The sequence below is a fragment of the Tardiphaga sp. 768_D3_N2_1 genome (assembly GCF_052076105.1).
In the GTDB taxonomy this organism is placed as follows: Bacteria; Pseudomonadota; Alphaproteobacteria; order Rhizobiales; family Xanthobacteraceae; genus Tardiphaga.
The window spans coordinates 1,368,644-1,389,197 of sequence record NZ_CP197245.1 but is presented as its reverse complement, the minus strand read 5'-3'; the positions used below and the strand labels follow the sequence as shown (position 1 = coordinate 1,389,197).

Below are 20,554 nucleotides of genomic sequence, written 5' to 3'. Positions count from 1 at the left end.
GATGTCCACGCCTGCTGGCATCAGCCGAGCGACGAATCACGGACAGCCTATCGCAACCGAAGGTGGTTCGGGTGGTTAGTTACCGATATCCCGGCTATCATGAAGTAGCAGGTTGTAGGGCTCATTGGGCGAAGCCGTAATCCGCCCTACTCGTCACCACTGATAACGCACCACGCCCTTGCCGGCATAGCTGCGCGTCACATCAGAGAACTCGCCTTCGAATGTCGCGGCCACCGAGAGGCCGCTGATGAAACTCATCTCGGCCGAGGCCGTGGTCAGCGCCGCATTGCGTGCCGGCGCTGCGCCGTTCACCGTAAAACTCGCGCCGGGCAACGATTGGAAAGTCGCGGCCACGCTGCGATCGCTGTTGAAGTCATGCGCCCATGCCGCACGGCCACGCAGCGTCAGGATCGCATCGCTGACGGCGAAGGACTTGTCAGAGCGCAGGCCGAGTTCACTACGGGTCGAGGTCACTGTCTTTCCGGCATAGTTCAGCGCAAAGGTGCTGGCGCCGCCATTGACGGTTTCCGTATAGGACGGCAGGTCGAATGCGATCACCTGCGCGGCGACATAGGGCGTCACGCCGACGCCACCGAGCCATGAACTCACGTAACGGTTGCCGCCTTCGATACGCGCCGAATAGGAATTCGCGTTGAATTGCGCATGCAGGCGATCAAGGCCGGCGACGGTCACGATGCGATCGGTGGTGATGTCCTGCCACCCATAGGCGGCCGCGGCGGTGATATAGGCAGACGACATGCTGTGGCGCACGAAGGCGCCAGCCTGGAACATGTCGGAATGGCCAGAGCCGCCATTCACGACGCTGAAATTCGTGCCGCCGCCCGCAAGCGAGAAACCGGCGATGGTGGTCGGCGACAACAGCACATCGGCGCCAACAGCGGTGCCGCCGATGCTGCTGCGCGCGGTGTTCGATCCCGTCGTCGCATTGCCGTCGGTGGTCTGCGAGCCGCCGAAGCCCGACGCCCAGACGCTCCAGCGCGTCTCGAACGGCGGCGCCTTGGTGAACATCGCAAAGGCGTCGGCAGGCTTACGCGCCTCCGCATATCCCATCGCGCCCGGCGCATCGAATCCCCTGCCCGCACTGAACGGATCGGTCATCAAGCCCATGAACTGCGTCATGGCGTTGAATGTCGTCTGCTGCGATCCCGTCGCGGTCTCCCCCGAGGTCTGTGTCAGCGCGTTGCGCAGCGCATCGCCGGTGAGCGCAAACAGCGCATTGAACTGGTCCGGCATCGTGCCGCCGCTCACCAGCGCGTTGTCGATGGCGGTTGCGACACCTTTCTGATTGCGGCCGGCACTGTCCGGCACGTTCGGGCTGAGCAGACCGGGATCGAGGGTCAGCAGCACCGCGTTGCTCACATAGCTCAGCCGCGCATTGCGCGCGAAGCTGTTGAGCAGGGTTGTCGTGTCGAAGCTGCCGCTGAGCGCACCAGCATTGAGGATCGTATAGGTGGTTGTCGTGGCGAGGCGCGCCAGCGGATCGACTGCGAGTTTGCCGGCAAGCGTAGCCGTGCCTGTGACGATCGTCTTGTCGGATGATGCTCCGGAGATCTGCACCAGATAGGTCGATGCCGCCGTCATCGTCAGGCTGCCGCTGACGGTGAGCGTGCCGATCGAATTGCCCGGCGCCAGCGTGCCGCCATTGATCAGCGTGTCGCCGACAAAACCGTTGCCGCCGAGCGTGCCGCCTGAATTCACCGTGGTCAGCGACGACGGTGCGATCGAACCGTTGACGCTGAGCTTGCCGGCATTGACAATGGTCTCGCCGGTATAGGTGTTGAGCCCGGTGAGGATGGTGTTGCCTTGACCGGCCTGGATCAGTTTGCCGGTGCCGAGGCTGTCGCTGATGACGCCGGCGAATGTGTAGGTGTTGGAGCGGTTGAAGATCAGCGTGCCCCCATTATCGACATCGCCGATGATGGAGCCGGTGGTGCCGCCATTGCCGAGCTGCAGCGTGACGCAGTCGCAGATGGTGGTGCCGCCGGTATAGGTGTTGGTGCCCGTGAAGATCGCAGTGCCCGTGCTGCCGAAGCCGCCGATCCAGACTTCGACCTTCCCGGCCGCGCCGTCCTTGATCGTGCCGGCGAAGGTGGATGTCGTGCTGTCCATCGCGGTGACCAGCCGGGCATCGCCCGCCGTCGTCGTCACCGTGCCGGCGCCCGAAAGCGAGCCGATGGCGGCGAACAGGCTGCCATTGAGATCGAGGGTCGCGCCGGCCGCGATATCGTGACGGCTGTTCATGCTTGGCATGCCCGCGGACGGCGACAGTTGCAGCGTGCCGGCCTCGATTGAGGTGACGCCGCTATAGTCGTTGGTGCCGGACAGCAGCAGCGTGCCGGCGCCGCGCTTGATCAAGCCGCCAGCGCCGGTGAGGTCCTGGGTGAGTTCGAATGTGTTGGCGGCATTGGCGATGTCGAAGCCGCCGCCACCCGCGCCCCAATTGATGGTGCGTGCGGTCGAATTGAATGTCGTGCCGGTGATTTGGAGGACACCGCCATTGAAGGTCAGCGCACCCGCTGCACCACCGAGGTTGGCATCCTGCGCGACGCTGATGGTGCCGCCGGCGAAGGTGGTGCCGCCGGTGTAGGTGTTAATCCCGGACAGGATCATCGTGCCGGTGCCGGTTTTGACCAGCGAGCCGCCGGTGCCGCCGTCGGCTATGACGCCGGTGACGTTGGTCGAGAGGTTGTTGCCGCCGACCGTCAGTTCGTTCTGGCCCAGCCTAAAAGTGCCGCCGCCGTTGATCGAGCCGGCGCTGAGCTTGTTGTCGCTATTGGGGCCGGTCGATCCGCCGAAATCCGTGGTGCCCGCCGCGCCATTGGTGATGGCCGCGTTGCCGGCCGTGCTGGTATTGATGAATTGCAGTTGGAAGTTGTTGGCGATGGAAGCACTGCCGGCCGTGCTGGAGTTGGCGAAAGTCATGACGCTGTTGTTGGTGATGTCGACTGAGCCGCCATTGACGACGATGCCGGCGCCGGCGAAAAAGAGACTGCTGCCGACGGTGAAGCTGTAAGCCGAAGCACCGGCATTGAAGGTCCAGCCGCCGAGGGTCGTAGAGGCCGAAAATGACAGCGCGGCGACGCCGGACGTACCGAAGAACGCGGTGCCGGTCGGCACCACGGCCGGGCCCCAGTTCGCTGCTGTGTTGAAGTCGCCCGAACCAGGCGCGGTCAGCCAGGTTGCGTCCTGCGCTGCCACCGGCAGCGTCGTCAGGACCAGCGCCGTTGCGGCGACAAGGTGGGCGAGCCAGCAGCACGCCACTCGTTGCTTCAAAACCCGCATCGCTACCCGCCACCCATTGCAATTCAACGCAGAGAGCGCGGTGAGTTGATGCACTCGAATCAATTATGGCATGATGCTACCGCGTAGTCGCCTCATTATTTCTCACCGCAAGCGACTGGAGGAGCTGGTCGGCTTTTGGCAGCGAGATTGCCGGCGCACTGAGGCCGCCGAGCCACACTCAGTAACATTTGATCATGGATTTGCCGTCAATTCTCGGCAAATGACGGCGCAAAGCCGTTACACTTCGCAGACCGCCTCAAACGATGTTATCGCCATGTCAGTATCCCGCCGCGTCCCCGCTTTTGTTTGCTTCGTGTTGCTGTCCTGCAGCCTTGGCGGTTGTGGCTCCATCAGTTCGTTCATGGCCGGCGGCATGGCCGATCTGATCCCGGCATGGGCTGGCGGATTGCCAGCCGATGCGCCGCCGCGTCCGGGCTCTCCCGAATACGACGCCTATGCGAAGCGGCATGAGCAGCAGCAATCCGGCGCCATGACGGGGCCTGACCCCGCCACATCGCCCTCCGCAGAGGCTGTTCGCTGATCGCGCCATCGTCCGGCGCCGCGACGGCGTCGCTCAGTTCATGAAAACGACGGTCTTCTTGCCGTTGAGGATCACGCGATCCTCGAGGTGATAGCGCACGGCGCGCGCCAGCACGCGGCGCTCGATGTCACGGCCCTTGGCCACCAGTTCTTCCGGCGTGTCGCGGTGGCTAATGCGCTCGACATCCTGATCGATGATCGGACCTTCGTCGAGATCGCTGGTCACGTAATGCGCGGTCGCGCCGATCAGCTTGACGCCGCGCGCGTGGGCCTGGTGATAGGGCCGCGCGCCCTTGAAGCCCGGCAGGAACGAATGGTGGATGTTGATGCACTTGCCGGAGAGTTTCGCCGACATCTCGTCGGACAGGATCTGCATGTAACGCGCCAGCACCACGAGCTCGGTCTCGGTCGTGCCGACCAGATCCCAGATCGCCTGCTCCTGCTCGCGCTTGGTCTCCTTGGTGATCGGCATGTGGTGGAACGGGATGTCGCCGAAATCGAGATCCTTGAAGGCGTCGCGCGGATGGTTCGAGACGATCGCGGTCGGGATCATGTCGAGATCGCCGGTACGCCAGCGATACAGGATATCGACGAGGCAGTGATCGGACTTCGACACCAGCAGCATGACGCGGCGACGGGTCGCCCGGTCCCGCATCTGCCAGTCCATCTTGAAGCGCTCGGCAATGGCCCCGAAGCCGGTCTTCAGCGCCGCCAGCTCGACATTCACATCCGCGGCATTGAATACGACGCGCATGAAGAAGTGGCCGGTCTCGACATCGTTGAACTGCTGGGCATCGAGAATGTTCTGGCCATTTTGGGCCAGGAAGGTCGATACCGCGGAAACGATGCCAGGGCGGTCTGGGCAGGACAGGGTCAGGACGAATTGATGGGACATGGCTTATAAGAACCTGGGGCGAGCTGATCAGCTTCAAGTGAAGCGGAAATTGGAGCCCTGCTCTATCATCCGAAGCAAGCTTGCGCCAATCCAATTGCGCGCTGCAATATGGACGTCATTGCCAGCGAATTAACGTGCGAAAACAGGCAGAAAACAGAGATGGCTGACAAGCTCAACGGTTACCGCATCCTGATCCTGGAGACCCGCGAGGAAGCGCAGTTCTCCCGCCTGCTGACCGAACAGGGCGCGGATGTGCTGCAATGTCCGATGTTCACCATCGAGGACACGCCAGACCCTGCTCCGGTCGAGGCCTGGATTGGCCGCTTCATCGCGAACCCCTTCGACGACCTCGTTTTGATGACCGGCGAAGGGCTGCGCCGGATCATGAAAATCGTGCGCCAACGCGGCATCGAAAAAGAGTTCGTCGCCGCAGTCGGCAAATCCCGCAAGTTTGCCCGCGGCCCAAAGCCCGGGCGCGCCTTGCGTGAGATCGGACTCGAAGCCGATGTTACGACCGAGAAGCCGACCTCCGAAGGCATCGCCGAGATGCTGTCGCGGCTCGATCTCAAGGGTCATCGCCTGGGCCTGCAGCTCTATCCCGAGAAGGATCACAGCGTTCTGATATCAGCGATCACCTCCTGCGGTGCCGAGGTCGATACCGTGCTGCCTTACGTCTACGATTCCAAGGCAGCCGAAACCAACATCCTCTCGGCCATCGACGAGATGGAAGCAGACCGCGTCGATGCGATCGCGCTCACCAGTTCAGGTCAGGTTCGCCGTCTCGTCGATGCTGCGAAGGCACACGGCCGCGACGACCAATTGCGCAGTGCACTTGCGAAAACTCCGATCGCATCGGTTGGTCCGGTCGTGTCTGACGAATTGAGATCATACGGCCTCGAGGCAGATATCACTCCGGCGAATGATGCGTTCTTCATGAAACCGCTGATCTCTGCGATGTCGATCGCACTCGGCAAATCTGCAGCGCGCGCCGAATGACTTGACGCCCGCACGCATCTCGACATGATGCCCCGACCAATAAAAATGATCGGGCGGAAATGCCAAACTTGCCACTATCGGAATTGCGTGTCGTGGAAATCGGATCCGGCGATACGCTGGATTACTGCGGCAAACTGTTTTCCGATTTCGGCGCTGAGGTCATCAAGATCGAGCCATCAGGCGGCGATCCTGCGCGGACCTATTCGCCGCTCGTCGATGTCGGCAATGGCCGCCGCGAGAGCGGATATTTCGCCTGGCTGAATACCAACAAGCGCAGTGTCATCGCCGATCTCGACAAGCCTGATGATGTCGCACGCGTTCGTGAGTTGCTGACGACATGCGATCTGCTGCTCGATGCACGTGCCCCGTCGGAGATTCCCAAGTCGCTCTTGACGCATGACGACCTGTGCAAGGAACAACCTGGTCTCGCCATCACCGCGATTTCATGGTTCGGCGAACACGGGCTCTACAGCAACTATGAGGCAACGGACTCCGTCTGTCGCAGTCTCGCGGGCAGCGTGAAACTGGTCGGGGCGCAGGAAGGCCCGCCGGTGCTGCCGCGCGACGGACAGATCGCCGTCATGGCCGGCCTCACCGCTTTCATTCCGACGCTGGCCGGCATGTATGATCGCAAGACCGGCGCGCGGCGCTTTGCCGTCAGCGCACATGAGGCGATGCTGCAGATCAGCGAATTCGATACCGGCCTCGCACTGGAGGTCGGGTTCACACGGCCCCGCATGGCCCTCAATCGCTTCGGCCGCGGCTATCCCGTCGGCAATTTTCCGACCAAAGATGGCTGGCTGGGCATCACCGTCGTGACACCGGCGCAATGGGCCGCATTCTGCGTGATGCTCGGCCTTCCCGAATTGGAAACCGAACCGCAATTCAACGACGGCCTCGCACGCACCAATAATTCCAAGGCGCTGTTCGATATCTTCCAACCCATCCTGATGCACAAGAGCGCCAACGAATGGTTCGAGATGGGCATCGCGCTGCGCCTTCCGCTCGCTGTCGTGCCGGACATGGAGACGCTGCTGAAGCAGCAATACTATCGCGATCGCGGCGCCTTCGCGAAAGTCGAGATTGGCACCGCATCATTCGATGCGCCGGTGCTGCCGCAGACACTCACCGGCTCGCGGCCGAGGCCGAATGGCCGCGCGCCATTTGCCGGCGATGACACAATCGACGCCCTGCCCGCGCATCGACGCGTCGCGGCACGGCAAGCAACGCCGGATGATCCGCAGCCGCTGAAAGGCTTGCGCATTATCGATCTCACCATGGGTTGGGCCGGTCCATCGGCAACACGGCAGATGGGCGATCTCGGCGCCGACGTCATCAAGGTCGAGTCCTGTCAGTATCCCGACTGGTTTCGCGGCACCGATCCACGCGGGCCGTATTTTCCGGAACGCACCTACGAGAAGATCTACTGGTTTCAGCAGATGAACCGCAACAAGCGCGGCATCACGCTGGATCTCACCAATCCCCGCGGCAAGGAGCTGCTGAAGCAATTGCTCGCCGGTGCCGATGCGGTGATCGACAACTATGCTGCCGATGTACTGCCGCGCATGGGTCTCGATGCGGCAGCGATGCACAAGATCAATCCACGTCTCGTCGTCGTGACCATGCCGGCCTTCGGCATGACCGGCCCATGGAGCGGCGTGCGCGCCTATGGCTCGACGCTGGAACAGGCATCCGGCCTTCCTTCCGTCACCGGCCGCGAGGGCGATCCGCCGACCATGCTGCATGCCGCGCTCGGCGATCCCTTCGGTGGCGTCAGTGCTGCGGCGGCATTGATGCTCGGCTTCATGCATCAGAAGAACACCGGCCAGGGGCAGCACATCGATCTCAGCGCCACCGAGGCCCTGCTGCCGCTGGTCGCCCCCTCTGTCATCGAACAATCTGCCACCGGAAAATCCGGCCCACGCATCGGCAACCGGCATCCGCGCTTCGTGCCGAATGGCTGCTTCCCGTGTCTCGGCGAAGACCAGTGGATCACCATTGCCGTACGCAGCGACGAGGAATGGCAGGCGCTGTGCAAGGTGATGCATCGCAACGACCTGGCTGAAGATGTCGCACTTGCCACCACCGAGGGACGCCGCGCCGAAGAGGACCGTATCGAGGTCGCGGTCCGGCATTGGACGACGACCGTGCGGCCTGACCTCGCGATGGTGACGCTGCAGGACGCCGGTGTGCCTGCCGGTACTGCGCGACTGCCGCTGGACCTGGCCGGCGATCCGCACCTGCTCGCGGTCGGCCACTGGCAGCCGGTGACCAAGGTATTTATGGGCGCGCATCTGCTGCCCTCCGTTGCCTATCGCGAAGGCAGTGCAAAATTGCCCTACCCCATCGAGCGTCTGGCGCCGACGCTCGGCCAGCACAATGAGGAAGTCCTGTGCGACATCCTGGGCCTCAGCGCAGCCGAAATCGACGAATTGCGCGCTGCGGAAATCATCGGCGACACGGCAATATCCAAGAAAGCGAAAGCTGCGCCCAAGCCTAATTGATAGTGCAAGTGAGGCTTGCAGCTTCTACTGCCTTGGCTCACACTCCCGACCTAAGGCCAGCGGCGGATGGATCAAAAGATTCGGCGTCGCGAAAACGGTCAGCACAAATGCTTCCAGGGAGAAACACCATGCGCAAACTAGCCCTCATTGCGTCCATTGCGCTGCCGTTGCTCGGCAGCACGGCGATGGCGCAGGAGACTGTGAAGATCGGTTACATCGATCCACTGTCCGGCGGCGGCGCCAGCGTCGGCGAAGTCGGCCTCAAGACCTTCCAGTTTCTCGCAGACGAATTGAACGCCAAGGGCGGCATTCTCGGCAAGAAGGTCGAGATTGTGCCTTTGGACAACAAGACCAATCCGCAGGAAAGCCTGATCCAGGCGCAGAAAGCGATCGATGGCGGCATCCGCTACATCACCCAGGGCAACGGCTCGTCGGTCGCCGGCGCGCTGTCGGACTTCGTCACCAAGTTCAACGAACGCAATCCCGGCAAGGAAGTTCTGTACTTCAACTATGCCGCGGTCGATCCGGTGCTGACCAACGACAAATGCAGCTTCTGGCATTTCCGCTGGGACGCGAATTCCGACATCAAGATGGAAGCGCTCACCAACTACATGAAGGGCGTTCCCAGCATCAAGAAGCTGTACCTGATCAATCAGGACTACTCGTTCGGTGAATCCGTCCGCACGACGGCGCGCGCGATGCTGAAGACCAAGCGTCCGGACATCGAGATCGTCGGCGACGAAAAGCATCCGCTGCTCAAGATCACCGACTTCGCGCCGTATATCGCCAAGATCAAGGCGTCGGGCGCCGACACGGTCATCACCGGCAACTGGGGCCAGGACTTCGCGCTGCTGCTGAAGGCGGCGGCCGACGCCGGGCTGAAGGTGAATTGGTTTACCTACTATGCCGGTGGCACCGGTGGTCCAACGGCAGTGAAGCAGGCTGGCCTGAACCATCAGGTATTCCAGGTCGCCGAAGGCATCCCGAATCTGGGCCACGCCTCGGCCGACGTGTTCGAAAAGGCGCTGCGCGCGAAATATGACTTCAGCCTGTTCTATCCGCGCGCTGTGAACGAGATGCGCATGTTCGCCGCGGCTGCCGAGAAGGCCAAGTCGCTCGATCCGGCGAAGGTGGCCGCAGCCCTCGAAGGCATGGAGTTCGAAGTGTTCGACGGCGGCAAGGGAACGATGCGCAAGGACGACCATCAGTTCTTCCAGCCGATGTATATCGCCTCGTTCGGCGAGCGCACCGACAAGGAGCCGTTCGACGAAGAAAAGACCGGCTGGGGCTGGAAGCTGGCCGCCAAGATCGACACGCCGCAGACGGTGCTGCCGACAACCTGCAAGATGGAACGGCCGTAAGGCGGACGCCTCAGCTATGGGTGTGACAACGGAGCCCACCACAAACTCCGTCATGCCCGGGCTCGTCCCGGGCATCCACGCCTCCCTTGCTTGCGTCCAAGACGTAGATGGCCGGGACATCTAGCGAAGCTCGCTTCGCGCTGCCCGGCCATGACGGCGTTTTACTTCTGACTGACCGTTCACATACCGAGGTCATTCGTGCTTGAACTGATCGTCATCTCCACGCTCAACGGCGTCCTCTACGGCATGCTGCTGTTCCTGATGGCCTCCGGCCTGACGGTGATTTTCAGCATGCTTGGCGTACTGAACTTCGCCCATGCCAGTTTCTACATGCTCGGCGCGTTCTTCGGCTTTCAGATCAGCCGCTGGTTCGGTTTCTGGCCAGCGCTGATCATCGCACCGCTGCTGGCCGGTGCACTCGGCGCAGCCGTCGAGCGCTACGGCCTGCGGCACGTCCACAAGAACGGCCATGTCGCAGAACTGCTGTTCACCTTCGGCCTTGCCTTTGCGATTGAAGAGATCGTGCAGATCATCTGGGGCAAGAGCCCGGTCGATTTCCGCGTACCGCCGCTACTCGACTTCCCCGCCTTCACGCTGTTCTCGACAAACTATCCGGCCTTCAAGATCTTCATGTTGGTCATCTCCATCGTAATCTTCATCGGATTGCTGGTGGTGCTGAAGCGCACGCGCATCGGCCTGATCGTGCAGGCGGCGCTGACCCATCCGCATATGGTCGGCCATCTCGGGCACAATGTCGGTCGCATCTTCATGCTGGTGTTCGGCGTCGGAACAGCGCTGGCCGCCGTGGCCGGCGTGATCGCAGGTCCGGCGCTGGTGACGCAATCAAACATGGCCGGTCTGCTCGGACCGATCCTGTTCGTGGTCGTCGTGGTCGGCGGCCTCGGCTCGCTGCCCGGCGCCTTCATTGCCTCACTGCTGATCGGCTTGGTGCAAACCTTCGCCGTCTCGATGAACGGCTCGCTGGCCGGCGCCTTCGGCCCGCTCAGCCCGGACTACGCCACCACATGGCTGTCCGACATCTGGAACGTCACCGTCGCCCAGATCGCACCGATCATGCCCTATGTGCTGCTGGTGCTGATCCTGATCTTCCGCCCGATGGGCCTCCTGGGAACACGCGACACATGAGCGACGCCATCGCCAAAATTCCGGCCACCATCGCGCCGCCCCGCCCCGCCGCCTCCGACCGGCTGAAATTCTACGGCATCTGGATCGCGGTAGTGCTGATCCTCCTGCTGCTGCCGAAACTGTTTTCGTCGGGCGGATCGCTGACCACCTTCAGCCTGATCGGCATTTCGATCATCTTCTCGCTGTCCTACAACATCCTGCTCGGACAGACCGGCATGCTGTCGTTCGGCCACGCGGTCTATTATGGCCTCGGCGGCTTTCTGGCGATCCACGCCATCAACATCATCGCCAAGAACAAGTTTGCGATCCCGCTGCCGCTGGTACCGCTCGTCGGCGGTGTGGCCGGACTGATCTTCGCCATGCTGCTCGGCTGGGTGTCGACGCGACGCTCCGGCACGGCCTTTGCGATGATCTCGCTTGGCGTCGCCGAACTCGTCGCATCCTCCGCGCTGATTCTACGCACTTTCTTCGGCGGTGAAGCCGGCGTCTCTGCCAACCGCACCAAGGTCCTGCGTCTGTTCGACTGGAGCTTCGGCCCGCAGATCCAGATCTACTATCTCGTCGCGGCGTGGACATTGATCGCCGTCATCGCCATGTACGCGCTCACCCGCACCCCATTGGGGCGCATGTGCAACGCAGTCCGCGACAATCCGGAACGCGTCCAATTCGTCGGCTACGACCCGCATATCATCCGCTACATCGCCTTCTGCTTCTCCGGCCTGTTCGCAGGGATTGCCGGCGCACTGGCCGCAATCAATTTTGAGATCGCCAATTCGGCCTATCTCGGCGCCGTACAATCCGGCACCGTGTTGTTCGCCACCTATATCGGCGGTGTCGGCTTCTTCATCGGCCCGATCGTCGGCGCGATCTTCGTGACGCTGCTGTCATTGGGACTCAGCGATCTCACGCAGGTCTGGCAGCTCTATTTCGGCCTGATTTTCATCGCCGTGGTGATGTTCGCGCCCGGCGGTATCACCGGCCTGTTGATGATGCATCGTCCGCTGCTGAAGGCCGGCACGCTCGGCCAGGTGCTGCCAAGCTATCTCGTTGCCTTCATACCGACGCTGGCAATGATCACCGGCCTGATGCTGGGGATCGAGACCATCGTGCACTTCACCGTCAATCCCGGCGAAGACTCACATATCAAGGCGTTCGGGATCCCGTTCGATGCGGCGAACCCTGCGATCTGGGTCGTTGCGGCTGTGCTTCTGATTGGCGGCTTCATGATCGCGCGCAGGACATGGGCACGCGTCGCGGCAAGCTGGGACGACGCCCTCACCACAGCGCGCGAGAAGGGAGTGGCCGCATGAGCACCGCCATTGAACTGCGCGGCGTCGAAAAGACCTTCGGCATCACCTCCGTGATCCGCAACGTCAACCTGACGGTCGCGCAAGGCGAACGCCACGCGCTGATCGGCCCCAACGGCGCCGGCAAGTCGACGCTGTTCAATCTGATATCAGGCTATATGAAACCATCAGTCGGCAGCATCCTGCTGCGCGATCATGTGATCTCCGGCCTGCCGCCTTTCCAGATCAATCGCCGCGGGCTGTCGCGCAGCTTTCAGGTCACCAACGTCTTCGCCAAGATGAGCGTGTGGGAGAACCTGCGCTGCGCCGTGCTGTGGGCCACCGGGCATCGTTACGCGTTCTGGAAGAATGTCGACAACCTGCCCGAGGTGCGCGACCGCACCGCGCAGATCCTGCAGGATATCAATCTCGTGTCGCGCCGGGACGTCCCCGCGGGTCTGTTGACCTATGCCGAACAGCGCGCGCTTGAAATCGGCATCACCATTGCCGGCGGCGCCGACGTCATTCTGCTGGACGAGCCCACCGCCGGCATGAGCCATGCCGAAACAGAACGCGCCGTGGCGCTGATCCGACGTCTCACTGAAGGACGCACGCTTTTGATCGTAGAACACGATATGAGCGTGGTATTCGGCCTCGCCGACCGCATCTCGGTTCTCGTTTACGGCCAGATCATCGCCTCGGGCACGCCGGAGGAAATCCGCGGCAATCCGAAGGTCAAGGAAGCCTATCTCGGCGAGGAGGCTGCCTGATGCTGCAAGTTCAGGACCTGCACGCCTATTACGGCAAGAGCCACATCCTGCAGGGCGTCGACCTGCATATCGATGGCGGCGAAGTGGTCAGCCTGCTCGGCCGCAACGGCGTCGGGCGTTCGACCACCGTGAAGGCCATCATGGGTGAAGTGCCGCCGCACGGCACGATCACCTTCAAGGGCACCAATATCGCCGGCCTGCCGAGCTTCAAGATCGCGCATCTCGGCCTCGGCTACGTGCCGGAGCATCGCGACATCTTCCCGGGCCTCACGGTGCGGCAGAACCTGATGCTGGGGATCAAGGATCCGCGTCATCCCGGCAAGTGGAAGCTCGATGACATGCTCGGCATGTTCCCGAACCTTGCCGCCCGCGCGGACACTGCGGCCGGCGTGCTGTCCGGCGGCGAGAAGCAGATGTTGACGATCTGCCGCACGCTGATGGGCGATCCTGAACTGGTGATGATCGACGAGCCGACCGAAGGCCTCGCGCCGATCATCGTGCAGCAGGTTGGCGATCTCATCGCCGAGATCGCGCGCCGCGGCGTCGCGATCCTGCTGGTCGAGCAGAAACTGTCGATCGCGCTGCGCATCTCGCACCGGGTCTATGTGATGGGCCACGGCCGTATCGTGTTCGAAGGCACGCCCGCCGAACTCAAGGCCAATGACGCCGTGCGCAGGGAATGGCTGGAAGTCTGAGCATCGCCTAATCGCCGTAGCTGCCCAGCTTTTCGAGATCGACCACTGTGACGCCGCCATATTCCAGGCGGAGCAGGCCCTCCTTCTCCAGAGTCTGCAGACACTGGTTGGCCTTCTGCCTCGAAATGCCGGTGATGGCGCCGAGCTCTTCCTGGGTGATCTCCAGGTGGCGGGTCGCGTCGCGATAGAGGATCGGGTTGAACAGCGAGGCAATGCAGCGCGCGAGACGCCCGGTGGCATCGAGCCTGCGGCCATATTCAGTCAGCGCGATGAACTGACCGAGCCGTTCGTTCAACAGCGAGACCAGGAAGCGGTTGAAGCCGACACTGTTCTCGAACAGCCACATAAATGCCGGACGTTCCATGAAGGCCAGCTTGGAGTCGCGTAGCGGGACAATATCGTAACGTCGCGGTTCGTTCTTCAGCACGCTACCCTCGCCGAACCAAGCGCCCGCCGTCAGGCCGGTGATGCTGACCTCCTTGCCGCTGCGTGAGATGGTGCCGATCTTCGCCAGGCCGCTCACCACGCCGGTCCAGTATTCGAACTGGTCACCGCGCATGCAGACGAATTCATTCGCCTTGAACGATTTCTCGACGATGCCCGCGCGCGCGACCTCGATCTCCTTCTCGTTCAGGTCCCGCGCCCAGGCCGCGATACGCTTGAGATGATCTGCAGCAATCATAGGGTCTGGCTTCACTTCGAATGTTGCGACGCAAAAGAACGCCCGCGCGACAAATTGGCAGGCAGATTGTCCGCCGCGAGACATTTCAGGATACCGATTTGACGTAGGGAAGACCATCACGAAAGGTCATTAGTAGAATGGCTTAGCGTGACCGGGCGATGTAGGCTCGGAACCGTTCGAGGGACATGGATAAAGAGCGCGTCAAGCGCCGTATCTGGGAGGACGCGAGTGACGGTTGCTTTGGACGTACGCGCGGTGTCGCTGCGCTTTGGTGGCGTTCGCGCGCTCACCGATGTGAGTTTTGCCGTCAATGACGGCGAGCTGTTTTCGATCATCGGGCCGAACGGCGCCGGCAAGACCTCCATCGTCAACTGCATCTCGGGCCGCTATCGCCCCACCGAAGGCCAGCTGTTTTATCACGGCAAGGACATCACCGGCCTCAACCCGAATGCCCGTCCGGGCCTCGGCATCGGCCGCACCTTTCAGAACCTCGCGCTGTTCCACCATATGAGCGTGCTCGACAATATCATGGTCGGCCGCCATCACCTCCTCAAGAACAACTTCCTCACCGGTTCGCTGTACTGGCTGACCGGCGCGCGCAAGGAAGAGCTCGAACACCGCCGCAAGGTCGAGGAGATCATCGACTTCCTCGATTTGCAGAGCGTGCGCAAGGCCACCGCCGGCACCCTTCCCTATGGTCTGCGCAAGCGCGTCGAGCTCGCCCGCGCCATGGCACTGGAGCCGAACCTCATCCTCCTCGACGAGCCGATGGCCGGCATGAACTTCGAGGAGAAGGAGGACATGGCGCGCTACATCGTCGATCTCAACGAGGAATACGGGATGACGGTGATGATGATCGAACACGACATGGGCGTCGTGATGGACATCTCCCATCGCGTGATGGTGCTGGATTTCGGCCGCAAGATCGCCGAGGGCGATCCGGCTGCCGTGCTCGCGGATCCGCACGTCAAGCGTGCCTATCTCGGTGAAGAAGACGAAGCCCTCGTCGATCCTGACGACATGCCTGTCGCTGCGGAGAGTGCCGCATGATGGACTACGCCGGACGCGTCAAACAGGCCGATACCTATCCAAAGCTGCTGCGCCTCAACGCCAGGGAGCATGGCAGCGAGATCGCATTGCGCGAGAAGGATTTCGGCCTGTGGCGTGAATTCACCTGGAACGACTACCACGCCCGGGTGAAGGATTTCACGCTCGGCATGGTCGAGCTCGGTATAGCCCGCGGCGACGTCATCGGCATTATCGGCGACAACCGGCCCGACTGGGTCGCTGCCGAGATCGCCGCCCATGCCATCGGCGGGATGAGCCTTGGCCTCTATCGTGACGTGCTGGATGAGGAAGCCGCCTATCTCGTCAATTACGGCGAAGCCAGGATCGTGTTCGCCGAGGATGAAGAACAGGTCGACAAGCTGCTGACCCTCGCCGACCGCGTGCCTGCCCTGAAGCATATCGTCTACAGCGACCCGCGCGGCATGCGGAAATACGACGACCCGCGCCTGCTGGAAGCCGACAAGCTCGCCCAGATGGGCCGCGACCGCGCCACACGAGAACCCGGGCTCTACGATCAACTGGTCGATGCGACGAAGGGCGAGGATGTGGCGATCCTCTGCACCACGTCAGGCACCACATCGAACCCGAAGCTTGCGATGCTCGCCGCGGGCCGCGTGCTCGGCCATTGCGCCGTGTATCTGTCCTTCGATCCCAAGGGACCGGATGACGAATATGTGTCGGTGCTGCCGCTGCCCTGGATCATGGAACAGGTCTATGCGCTCGGCAAAGGCCTCCTGAGCCGGATGAAGGTCAACTTCGTCGAGCAGGCCGATACCATGATGAACGATTTTCGCGAGATCGCACCCACCTTCGTGCTGTTCGCGCCGCGCGTCTGGGAAGGCATCGCCGCCGATGTCCGTGCGCGTGTGATGGATTCATCGCCGCTGAAACAGAGCCTGTATGAGCTCGGGATGAAGTCCGGCCTGTCCGCACTCGCGCAAGGCAAACGTTCGGCCGTGGCCAATACGCTGTTGTTCCGTGCCCTGCGCGATCGACTTGGCTTCACGCGGCTGCGCTCGGCCGCCACCGGTGGTGCGGCACTGGGCCCCGATACATTCAAATTCTTCCGCGCCATGGGTGTGCCGCTGCGCACGCTCTATGGCCAGACCGAAACACTCGGCGCCTTCACGCTGCATCCGCCGGACGCCGTCGACCCCGACACCACCGGCATCGCCATGGGCAGCGGCATCGAAATCGAAGTCCGCGATCCCGATGTGCAGGGCGTCGGCGAGATCGTGGTGAGGCACCCCAACATGTTCCTCGGCTATTACAAATCGCCCGAAGCCTCCGCTGCCGACCTGCGCGACGGCTGGATGCATTCCGGCGACGCCGGCTATTTTAATGACGCCAAGCAGCTCGTGGTCATCGACCGCATCAAGGATCTCGCGCAGACTGCACGCGGCGAGCGCTTCTCGCCGCAATATATCGAGAACAAGCTGAAGTTCTCGCCTTATATCGCCGAGACCGTGGTGCTCGGCGACAATCGCGACGCGCTCGCGGCGATGATCTGCATCCGCTTCTCGATCATCTCGAAATGGGCCGAGAAGAACCGCATCTCGTTCACGACCTATACCGACCTCTCCTCGCGCCCGGAGGTCTACGAGATGATCCGCAAGGAAGTCGAGACGGTCAATTCCACGCTGCCGCCGGCGCAGCGCATCGCCAAGTTCCTGCTGCTCTACAAGGAGCTCGACGCCGACGACGGTGAGTTGACCCGCACCCGCAAAGTCCGCCGCAGCGTCATCAACGAGAAATATGCCGATATCATCGACGGCATCTACGGCGGCGCGCGGGACATCCCCGTCGACACCACGATTCGCTTCCAGGACGGCACTTCCCAGCGCATCCGCACGAGACTGGTCGTGGTGGACATGGCGCGGGATGCAGCGCACGCACAAGCCGCCGAATGAGATCGACAGCATGAACACGCAGTTCCTCCTCCAGCTTCTCGTCAACGGCCTCGTGGTCGGCACGCTGTATGGCGTGGTCGCGATGTCGTTCGTGCTGATCTACAAGGCGACGCAGGTCGTCAACTTCGCTCAGGGCGAATTGCTGCTGATCGGCGCCTGGGTGTGCTGGTCGCTGCTGACCAAATACCAGGTGCCGTTCTGGCTGGGCATGCCGATGACCCTGGTGTTCATGTTCGCCTTCGGCATCCTCGTGCAGGTCGTGATCCTGCGGCCGCTGATCGGCGAGCCGATCATCTCGGTGATCATGGTGACCATCGCGCTGTCCGCCGTGTTCCAGGCGGCGCTGAAGTGGATCTATGGCGTCAACCCGCAGCCGTTCCCGCGCGTCTTCACCAGCCAGTCGGTGACGATAGGTAGCCTACAGATCCAGACCGTCTATGTGATGAGCCTCGTCGTATCGGTCGCAATGATGATCGGCATGGCGTGGTTCTTCAAGGTCTCGAAATGGGGCCTTGCGATGCGCGCCACCGCGTTCAATCAGCAGGTGGCGCAATCGCTCGGCATCTCCGTCAAGACGGTCTTCGCCATGGCCTGGGCGATCTCGGCGATGGTCTCCGCCGTCGCCGGCGTGGTGGTCGCCGTGGTCAATGGCGTGTCATCGGGCCTATCGATCTACGGCATCAAGGTGTTTCCGGCGGTCATCCTCGGCGGTCTCGACAGTATCGGCGGCGCGGTGGTCGGCGGCATCATCATCGGGCTTCTGGAGAACTTCGCGCAGTTCATCGACAGCGAATATCTGCACTGGGGCAATCTCTATGAAGTGGCGCCGTTCTACGTCCTCATCATCATTCTCATGATCAAGCCTTACGGCCTGTTCGGCACCAAAGACATCGAGCGGGTGTAAGCATCATGGCCAGTCCCTCCCTCATCCCAGCCGGCGACTTCCGCACCAGCTATGCGGTCGACACCACAATCTTTCCGACCACCACCAGCCGTAACGCCGCGATCCTCGGCGTGGTGCTGATCTGCTTCGCGCCGCAACTGCTCAGCGAATACTGGCTCAGCCAGCTGATCACGATCGGCATCTACGGCATCGCGGCGCTGGGGCTCAACATCCTGGTCGGCTTTACCGGCCAGATCTCCATCGGCCACGCCGCGTTCTTCCTGTTCGGCGCTTTCACCTCGGCCTATATCTCCAACCACTATCCGATCCCGGTGTTTTTCTCGATTCCCATCGCCGGCGTGGTAACGGCCATCGTCGGACTCATTTTCGGCCTGCCGGCGGCGCGGTTGAAGGGGCTGTACCTCGTCATCGCCACGCTGGCCGCGCAATACATTCTGCTCGACTTCTTCTCCCGCGCCGACTGGTTCAGCGGCGGCTCGGTGCCGGCAACGGCGAAATCGTTCTCGATCTTCAACTATACGCTGCGCGGCGACCGGCAGTATTTCTATGTGGTGCTGGCCTATGTGGTGGCGAGCTATCTGCTGGTTACCAACCTGATGCGCTCGCGCGACGGCCGCGCGCTGGTGGCTGTGCGTGATCACTATCTCTCGGCCGAGATCATGGGCATCAATCTCACCAAATATCGCACGCTGTCCTTCGGCCTCGCGGCGTTCTTCGCCGGCATCGCCGGCGCGCTGTACGCGCATAACCAGCTCGTGGTCTCCAACGAAGGTTTCGGCATCGAGCGCTCGATCCTGTTCCTGGCCATGGTTATCATCGGCGGTACCGGCTCCATCATGGGCACGCTGATGGGCACGGCCTTCGTTGTGCTGGTGCCGGAAGCGATGGAATGGATCAGCATGGAGCTGAAGGGCGGCGTCATCGACAAGGCGCTGGCGCTCAACAACAACCTGACCTTTCTGCGCGAGATCGCCATCGGCGTCATCATCATCGCGTTTCTGGTGTTCGAGCCCGACGGGCTCGCGCATCGCTGGCGGCAGATCAAGACCTACTGGAAACTCTACCCGTTCTCGCATTGAGAACGGGACGGACTAGACGAAACGACAAAACATAAAAACCAACGGGAGAATGCTCATGACGATGAAATCATTTCTAACGTCCGCATCCATTGCCCTTCTCATCGCGGGCGCGTCCGCCAGCGCGCAGGCGCAGATCGCCGTCGGCCATCTCGCCGATTACTCGGGTGGCACGTCTGACGTCGGCACACCCTATGGCCAGGGCGTGGTCGACACCTATGCCTGGGTCAACAAGAACGGCGGCATCGGCGGCAAGCAGGTCACGCTCGACTCCAACGACTATGGCTATCAGGTGCCGCGCGCCATCGCGCTGTACAAGAAGTGGTCCGGCGCCGACAAGGTTGCAGCGATCATGGGCTGGGGCACGGCGGATACCGAAGCGCTCACCGGCTTCCTCGCGCAGGACAAGATCCCGGATATCTCGGGCTCCTACTCGGCGGCACTGACCGACCCGACCGGTGCCGGCGGCAAGGCCAAGCCCGCGCCCTACAATTTCTTCTATGGCCCGTCCTATTCGGATGCACTGCGTGCCGAGCTGACCTGGGCAGCGGAAGACTGGAAGTCCAAGGGCAAGTCGGGCAAGCCGAAATATGTCCATATGGGCGCGAACCATCCCTACCCCAACGCGCCGAAAGCTGCGGGTGAAGCGCTCGCTGCCGAACTCGGCTTCGAGGTGCTGCCGCCGCTAGTCTTCGCACTCACGCCCGGCGATTACTCTGCGCAGTGCCTCAGCCTGAAGAGCGCCGGCGCGAACTATGCTTATCTCGGCAACACCGCAGCTTCGAACATCTCGGTGATGAAGGCCTGCAAGGCAGCCGGCGTCGACGTGCAGTTCATGAGCAATGTGTGGGGCATGGACGAGAATGCCGCGAAGGCTGCGGGCGATGCCGCCGACGGCGTGATCTTCCCGCTACGCACGGCGGTGGGCTGGGGCGGCAACGCGCCGGGCATGAAGACGGTGCAGGAGATTTCCAAGATCTCCGACCCGTCGGGCAAGATCTATCGCCCGGTGCATTACATCGCAGCGGTCTGCACCTCGCTCTACATGAAGGAAGCGCTGGACTGGGCCGCGAAGAATGGCGGCGCCACCGGTGAGAACGTCGCCAAGGGCTTCTACCAGAAGAAGGACTGGGTGCCGGCGGGCATGGAAGGCGTCTGCAATCCCTCGACCTGGACCGACAAGGATCACCGCCCGACCACCAAGGTCGATCTGTATCGCTCGAAGGTCTCCGGTTCGACTGACGGCGATCTCAACGACCTGATGGCCAAGGGCACGATCAAGCTCGAGAAGGTGAAGACCGTGGAACTGCCGCGCAAGCCGGAATGGCATGGGTGGTAGTTCTTACCTTCTCCCCGCTTGCGGGGAGAAGGTGGCGCGGACGTAGTCCGCGTCGGATGAGGGGAGCCTCAGCAGGCTC

16 protein-coding genes are annotated in these 20,554 nt (G+C 62.2%); 13 read left to right on the top strand and 3 right to left on the bottom strand.

What is annotated here, in order from left to right; translation table 11 throughout:
• Positions 1-153: 153 nt before the first annotated feature.
• Complete coding sequence (locus tag AB8A27_RS06365; protein WP_441241183.1) at positions 154-3,282, bottom strand: autotransporter outer membrane beta-barrel domain-containing protein; 3,129 nt, start codon at positions 3,280-3,282, stop codon at positions 154-156.
• Positions 3,283-3,577: 295 nt separating this feature from the next.
• Between AB8A27_RS06365 and AB8A27_RS06360 the strand changes: the two genes are divergently transcribed.
• Positions 3,578-3,844: a hypothetical protein gene (locus tag AB8A27_RS06360; protein ID WP_441241182.1), complete on the top strand. Its 267-nt coding sequence runs from the start codon at positions 3,578-3,580 to the stop codon at positions 3,842-3,844.
• Between the two features lie 33 nt (positions 3,845-3,877).
• Here the strand turns inward: AB8A27_RS06360 and purU are convergent, their stop codons facing one another.
• On the bottom strand, positions 3,878-4,738 hold the full coding sequence (gene purU / locus AB8A27_RS06355) for a formyltetrahydrofolate deformylase (RefSeq protein ID WP_439068159.1): 861 nt from the start codon (positions 4,736-4,738) through the stop codon (positions 3,878-3,880).
• Between the two features lie 159 nt (positions 4,739-4,897).
• On the opposite strand from purU, the gene AB8A27_RS06350 reads away from it, so the two are divergent.
• The 7 genes from AB8A27_RS06350 to AB8A27_RS06320 all read left to right on the top strand — a co-directional run bounded on the left by AB8A27_RS06350 (position 4,898) and on the right by AB8A27_RS06320 (position 13,496).
• Positions 4,898-5,734, top strand: coding sequence for a uroporphyrinogen-III synthase (locus AB8A27_RS06350; RefSeq protein ID WP_441241181.1), 837 nt, complete (start codon positions 4,898-4,900; stop codon positions 5,732-5,734).
• A gap of 59 nt (positions 5,735-5,793) precedes the next feature.
• A complete protein-coding gene (locus AB8A27_RS06345) occupies positions 5,794-8,238 on the top strand; it encodes a CoA transferase (RefSeq protein WP_441241180.1) in 2,445 nt (814 codons plus the stop codon).
• Between the two features lie 128 nt (positions 8,239-8,366).
• The gene (locus AB8A27_RS06340; RefSeq protein ID WP_441241179.1) at positions 8,367-9,599 is read left to right on the top strand and encodes a branched-chain amino acid ABC transporter substrate-binding protein; all 1,233 of its coding nucleotides are present in this window, start codon (positions 8,367-8,369) and stop codon (positions 9,597-9,599) included.
• Positions 9,600-9,797: 198 nt separating this feature from the next.
• Complete coding sequence (locus AB8A27_RS06335; protein WP_441241178.1) at positions 9,798-10,745, top strand: branched-chain amino acid ABC transporter permease; 948 nt, start codon at positions 9,798-9,800, stop codon at positions 10,743-10,745.
• Positions 10,742-12,055, top strand: a complete 1,314-nt coding sequence (locus AB8A27_RS06330; protein ID WP_441241177.1) for a branched-chain amino acid ABC transporter permease — start codon at positions 10,742-10,744, stop codon at positions 12,053-12,055. The genes AB8A27_RS06335 and AB8A27_RS06330 overlap by 4 nt, the downstream gene beginning before the upstream one ends.
• A complete protein-coding gene (locus tag AB8A27_RS06325; RefSeq protein ID WP_441241176.1) occupies positions 12,052-12,801 on the top strand; it encodes an ABC transporter ATP-binding protein in 750 nt (249 codons plus the stop codon). The genes AB8A27_RS06330 and AB8A27_RS06325 overlap by 4 nt, the downstream gene beginning before the upstream one ends.
• Entirely contained in the window at positions 12,801-13,496 is a 696-nt protein-coding gene (locus AB8A27_RS06320) for an ABC transporter ATP-binding protein (protein ID WP_092147547.1), read from the top strand. Before AB8A27_RS06325 ends, AB8A27_RS06320 begins: the two co-directional genes overlap by 1 nt.
• Before the next feature lie 7 nt (positions 13,497-13,503).
• On the opposite strand, the gene AB8A27_RS06315 is transcribed toward AB8A27_RS06320, so the two are convergent.
• Positions 13,504-14,178 carry a Crp/Fnr family transcriptional regulator gene (locus AB8A27_RS06315; protein ID WP_092147544.1) on the bottom strand — a complete coding sequence of 225 codons (675 nt, stop codon included), beginning with the start codon at positions 14,176-14,178 and terminating at the stop codon, positions 13,504-13,506.
• 228 nt (positions 14,179-14,406) lie between these two features.
• Between AB8A27_RS06315 and AB8A27_RS06310 the strand changes: the two genes are divergently transcribed.
• From AB8A27_RS06310 to AB8A27_RS06290, 5 genes are read left to right on the top strand one after another with little or no spacing between them, the layout of a single operon-like run.
• Entirely contained in the window at positions 14,407-15,228 is an 822-nt protein-coding gene (locus tag AB8A27_RS06310) for an ABC transporter ATP-binding protein (RefSeq protein WP_441241175.1), read from the top strand.
• Positions 15,225-17,156, top strand: a complete 1,932-nt coding sequence (locus tag AB8A27_RS06305) for a long-chain fatty acid--CoA ligase (protein ID WP_441241174.1) — start codon at positions 15,225-15,227, stop codon at positions 17,154-17,156. The genes AB8A27_RS06310 and AB8A27_RS06305 overlap by 4 nt, the downstream gene beginning before the upstream one ends.
• A gap of 10 nt (positions 17,157-17,166) precedes the next feature.
• Entirely contained in the window at positions 17,167-18,060 is an 894-nt protein-coding gene (locus AB8A27_RS06300; protein ID WP_441241173.1) for a branched-chain amino acid ABC transporter permease, read from the top strand.
• A 5-nt stretch (positions 18,061-18,065) separates the two neighbouring features.
• Complete coding sequence (locus AB8A27_RS06295) at positions 18,066-19,139, top strand: branched-chain amino acid ABC transporter permease (protein WP_441241172.1); 1,074 nt, start codon at positions 18,066-18,068, stop codon at positions 19,137-19,139.
• Between the two features lie 55 nt (positions 19,140-19,194).
• Complete coding sequence (locus tag AB8A27_RS06290) at positions 19,195-20,475, top strand: ABC transporter substrate-binding protein (RefSeq protein ID WP_441241171.1); 1,281 nt, start codon at positions 19,195-19,197, stop codon at positions 20,473-20,475.
• Positions 20,476-20,554: the final 79 nt, after the last annotated feature.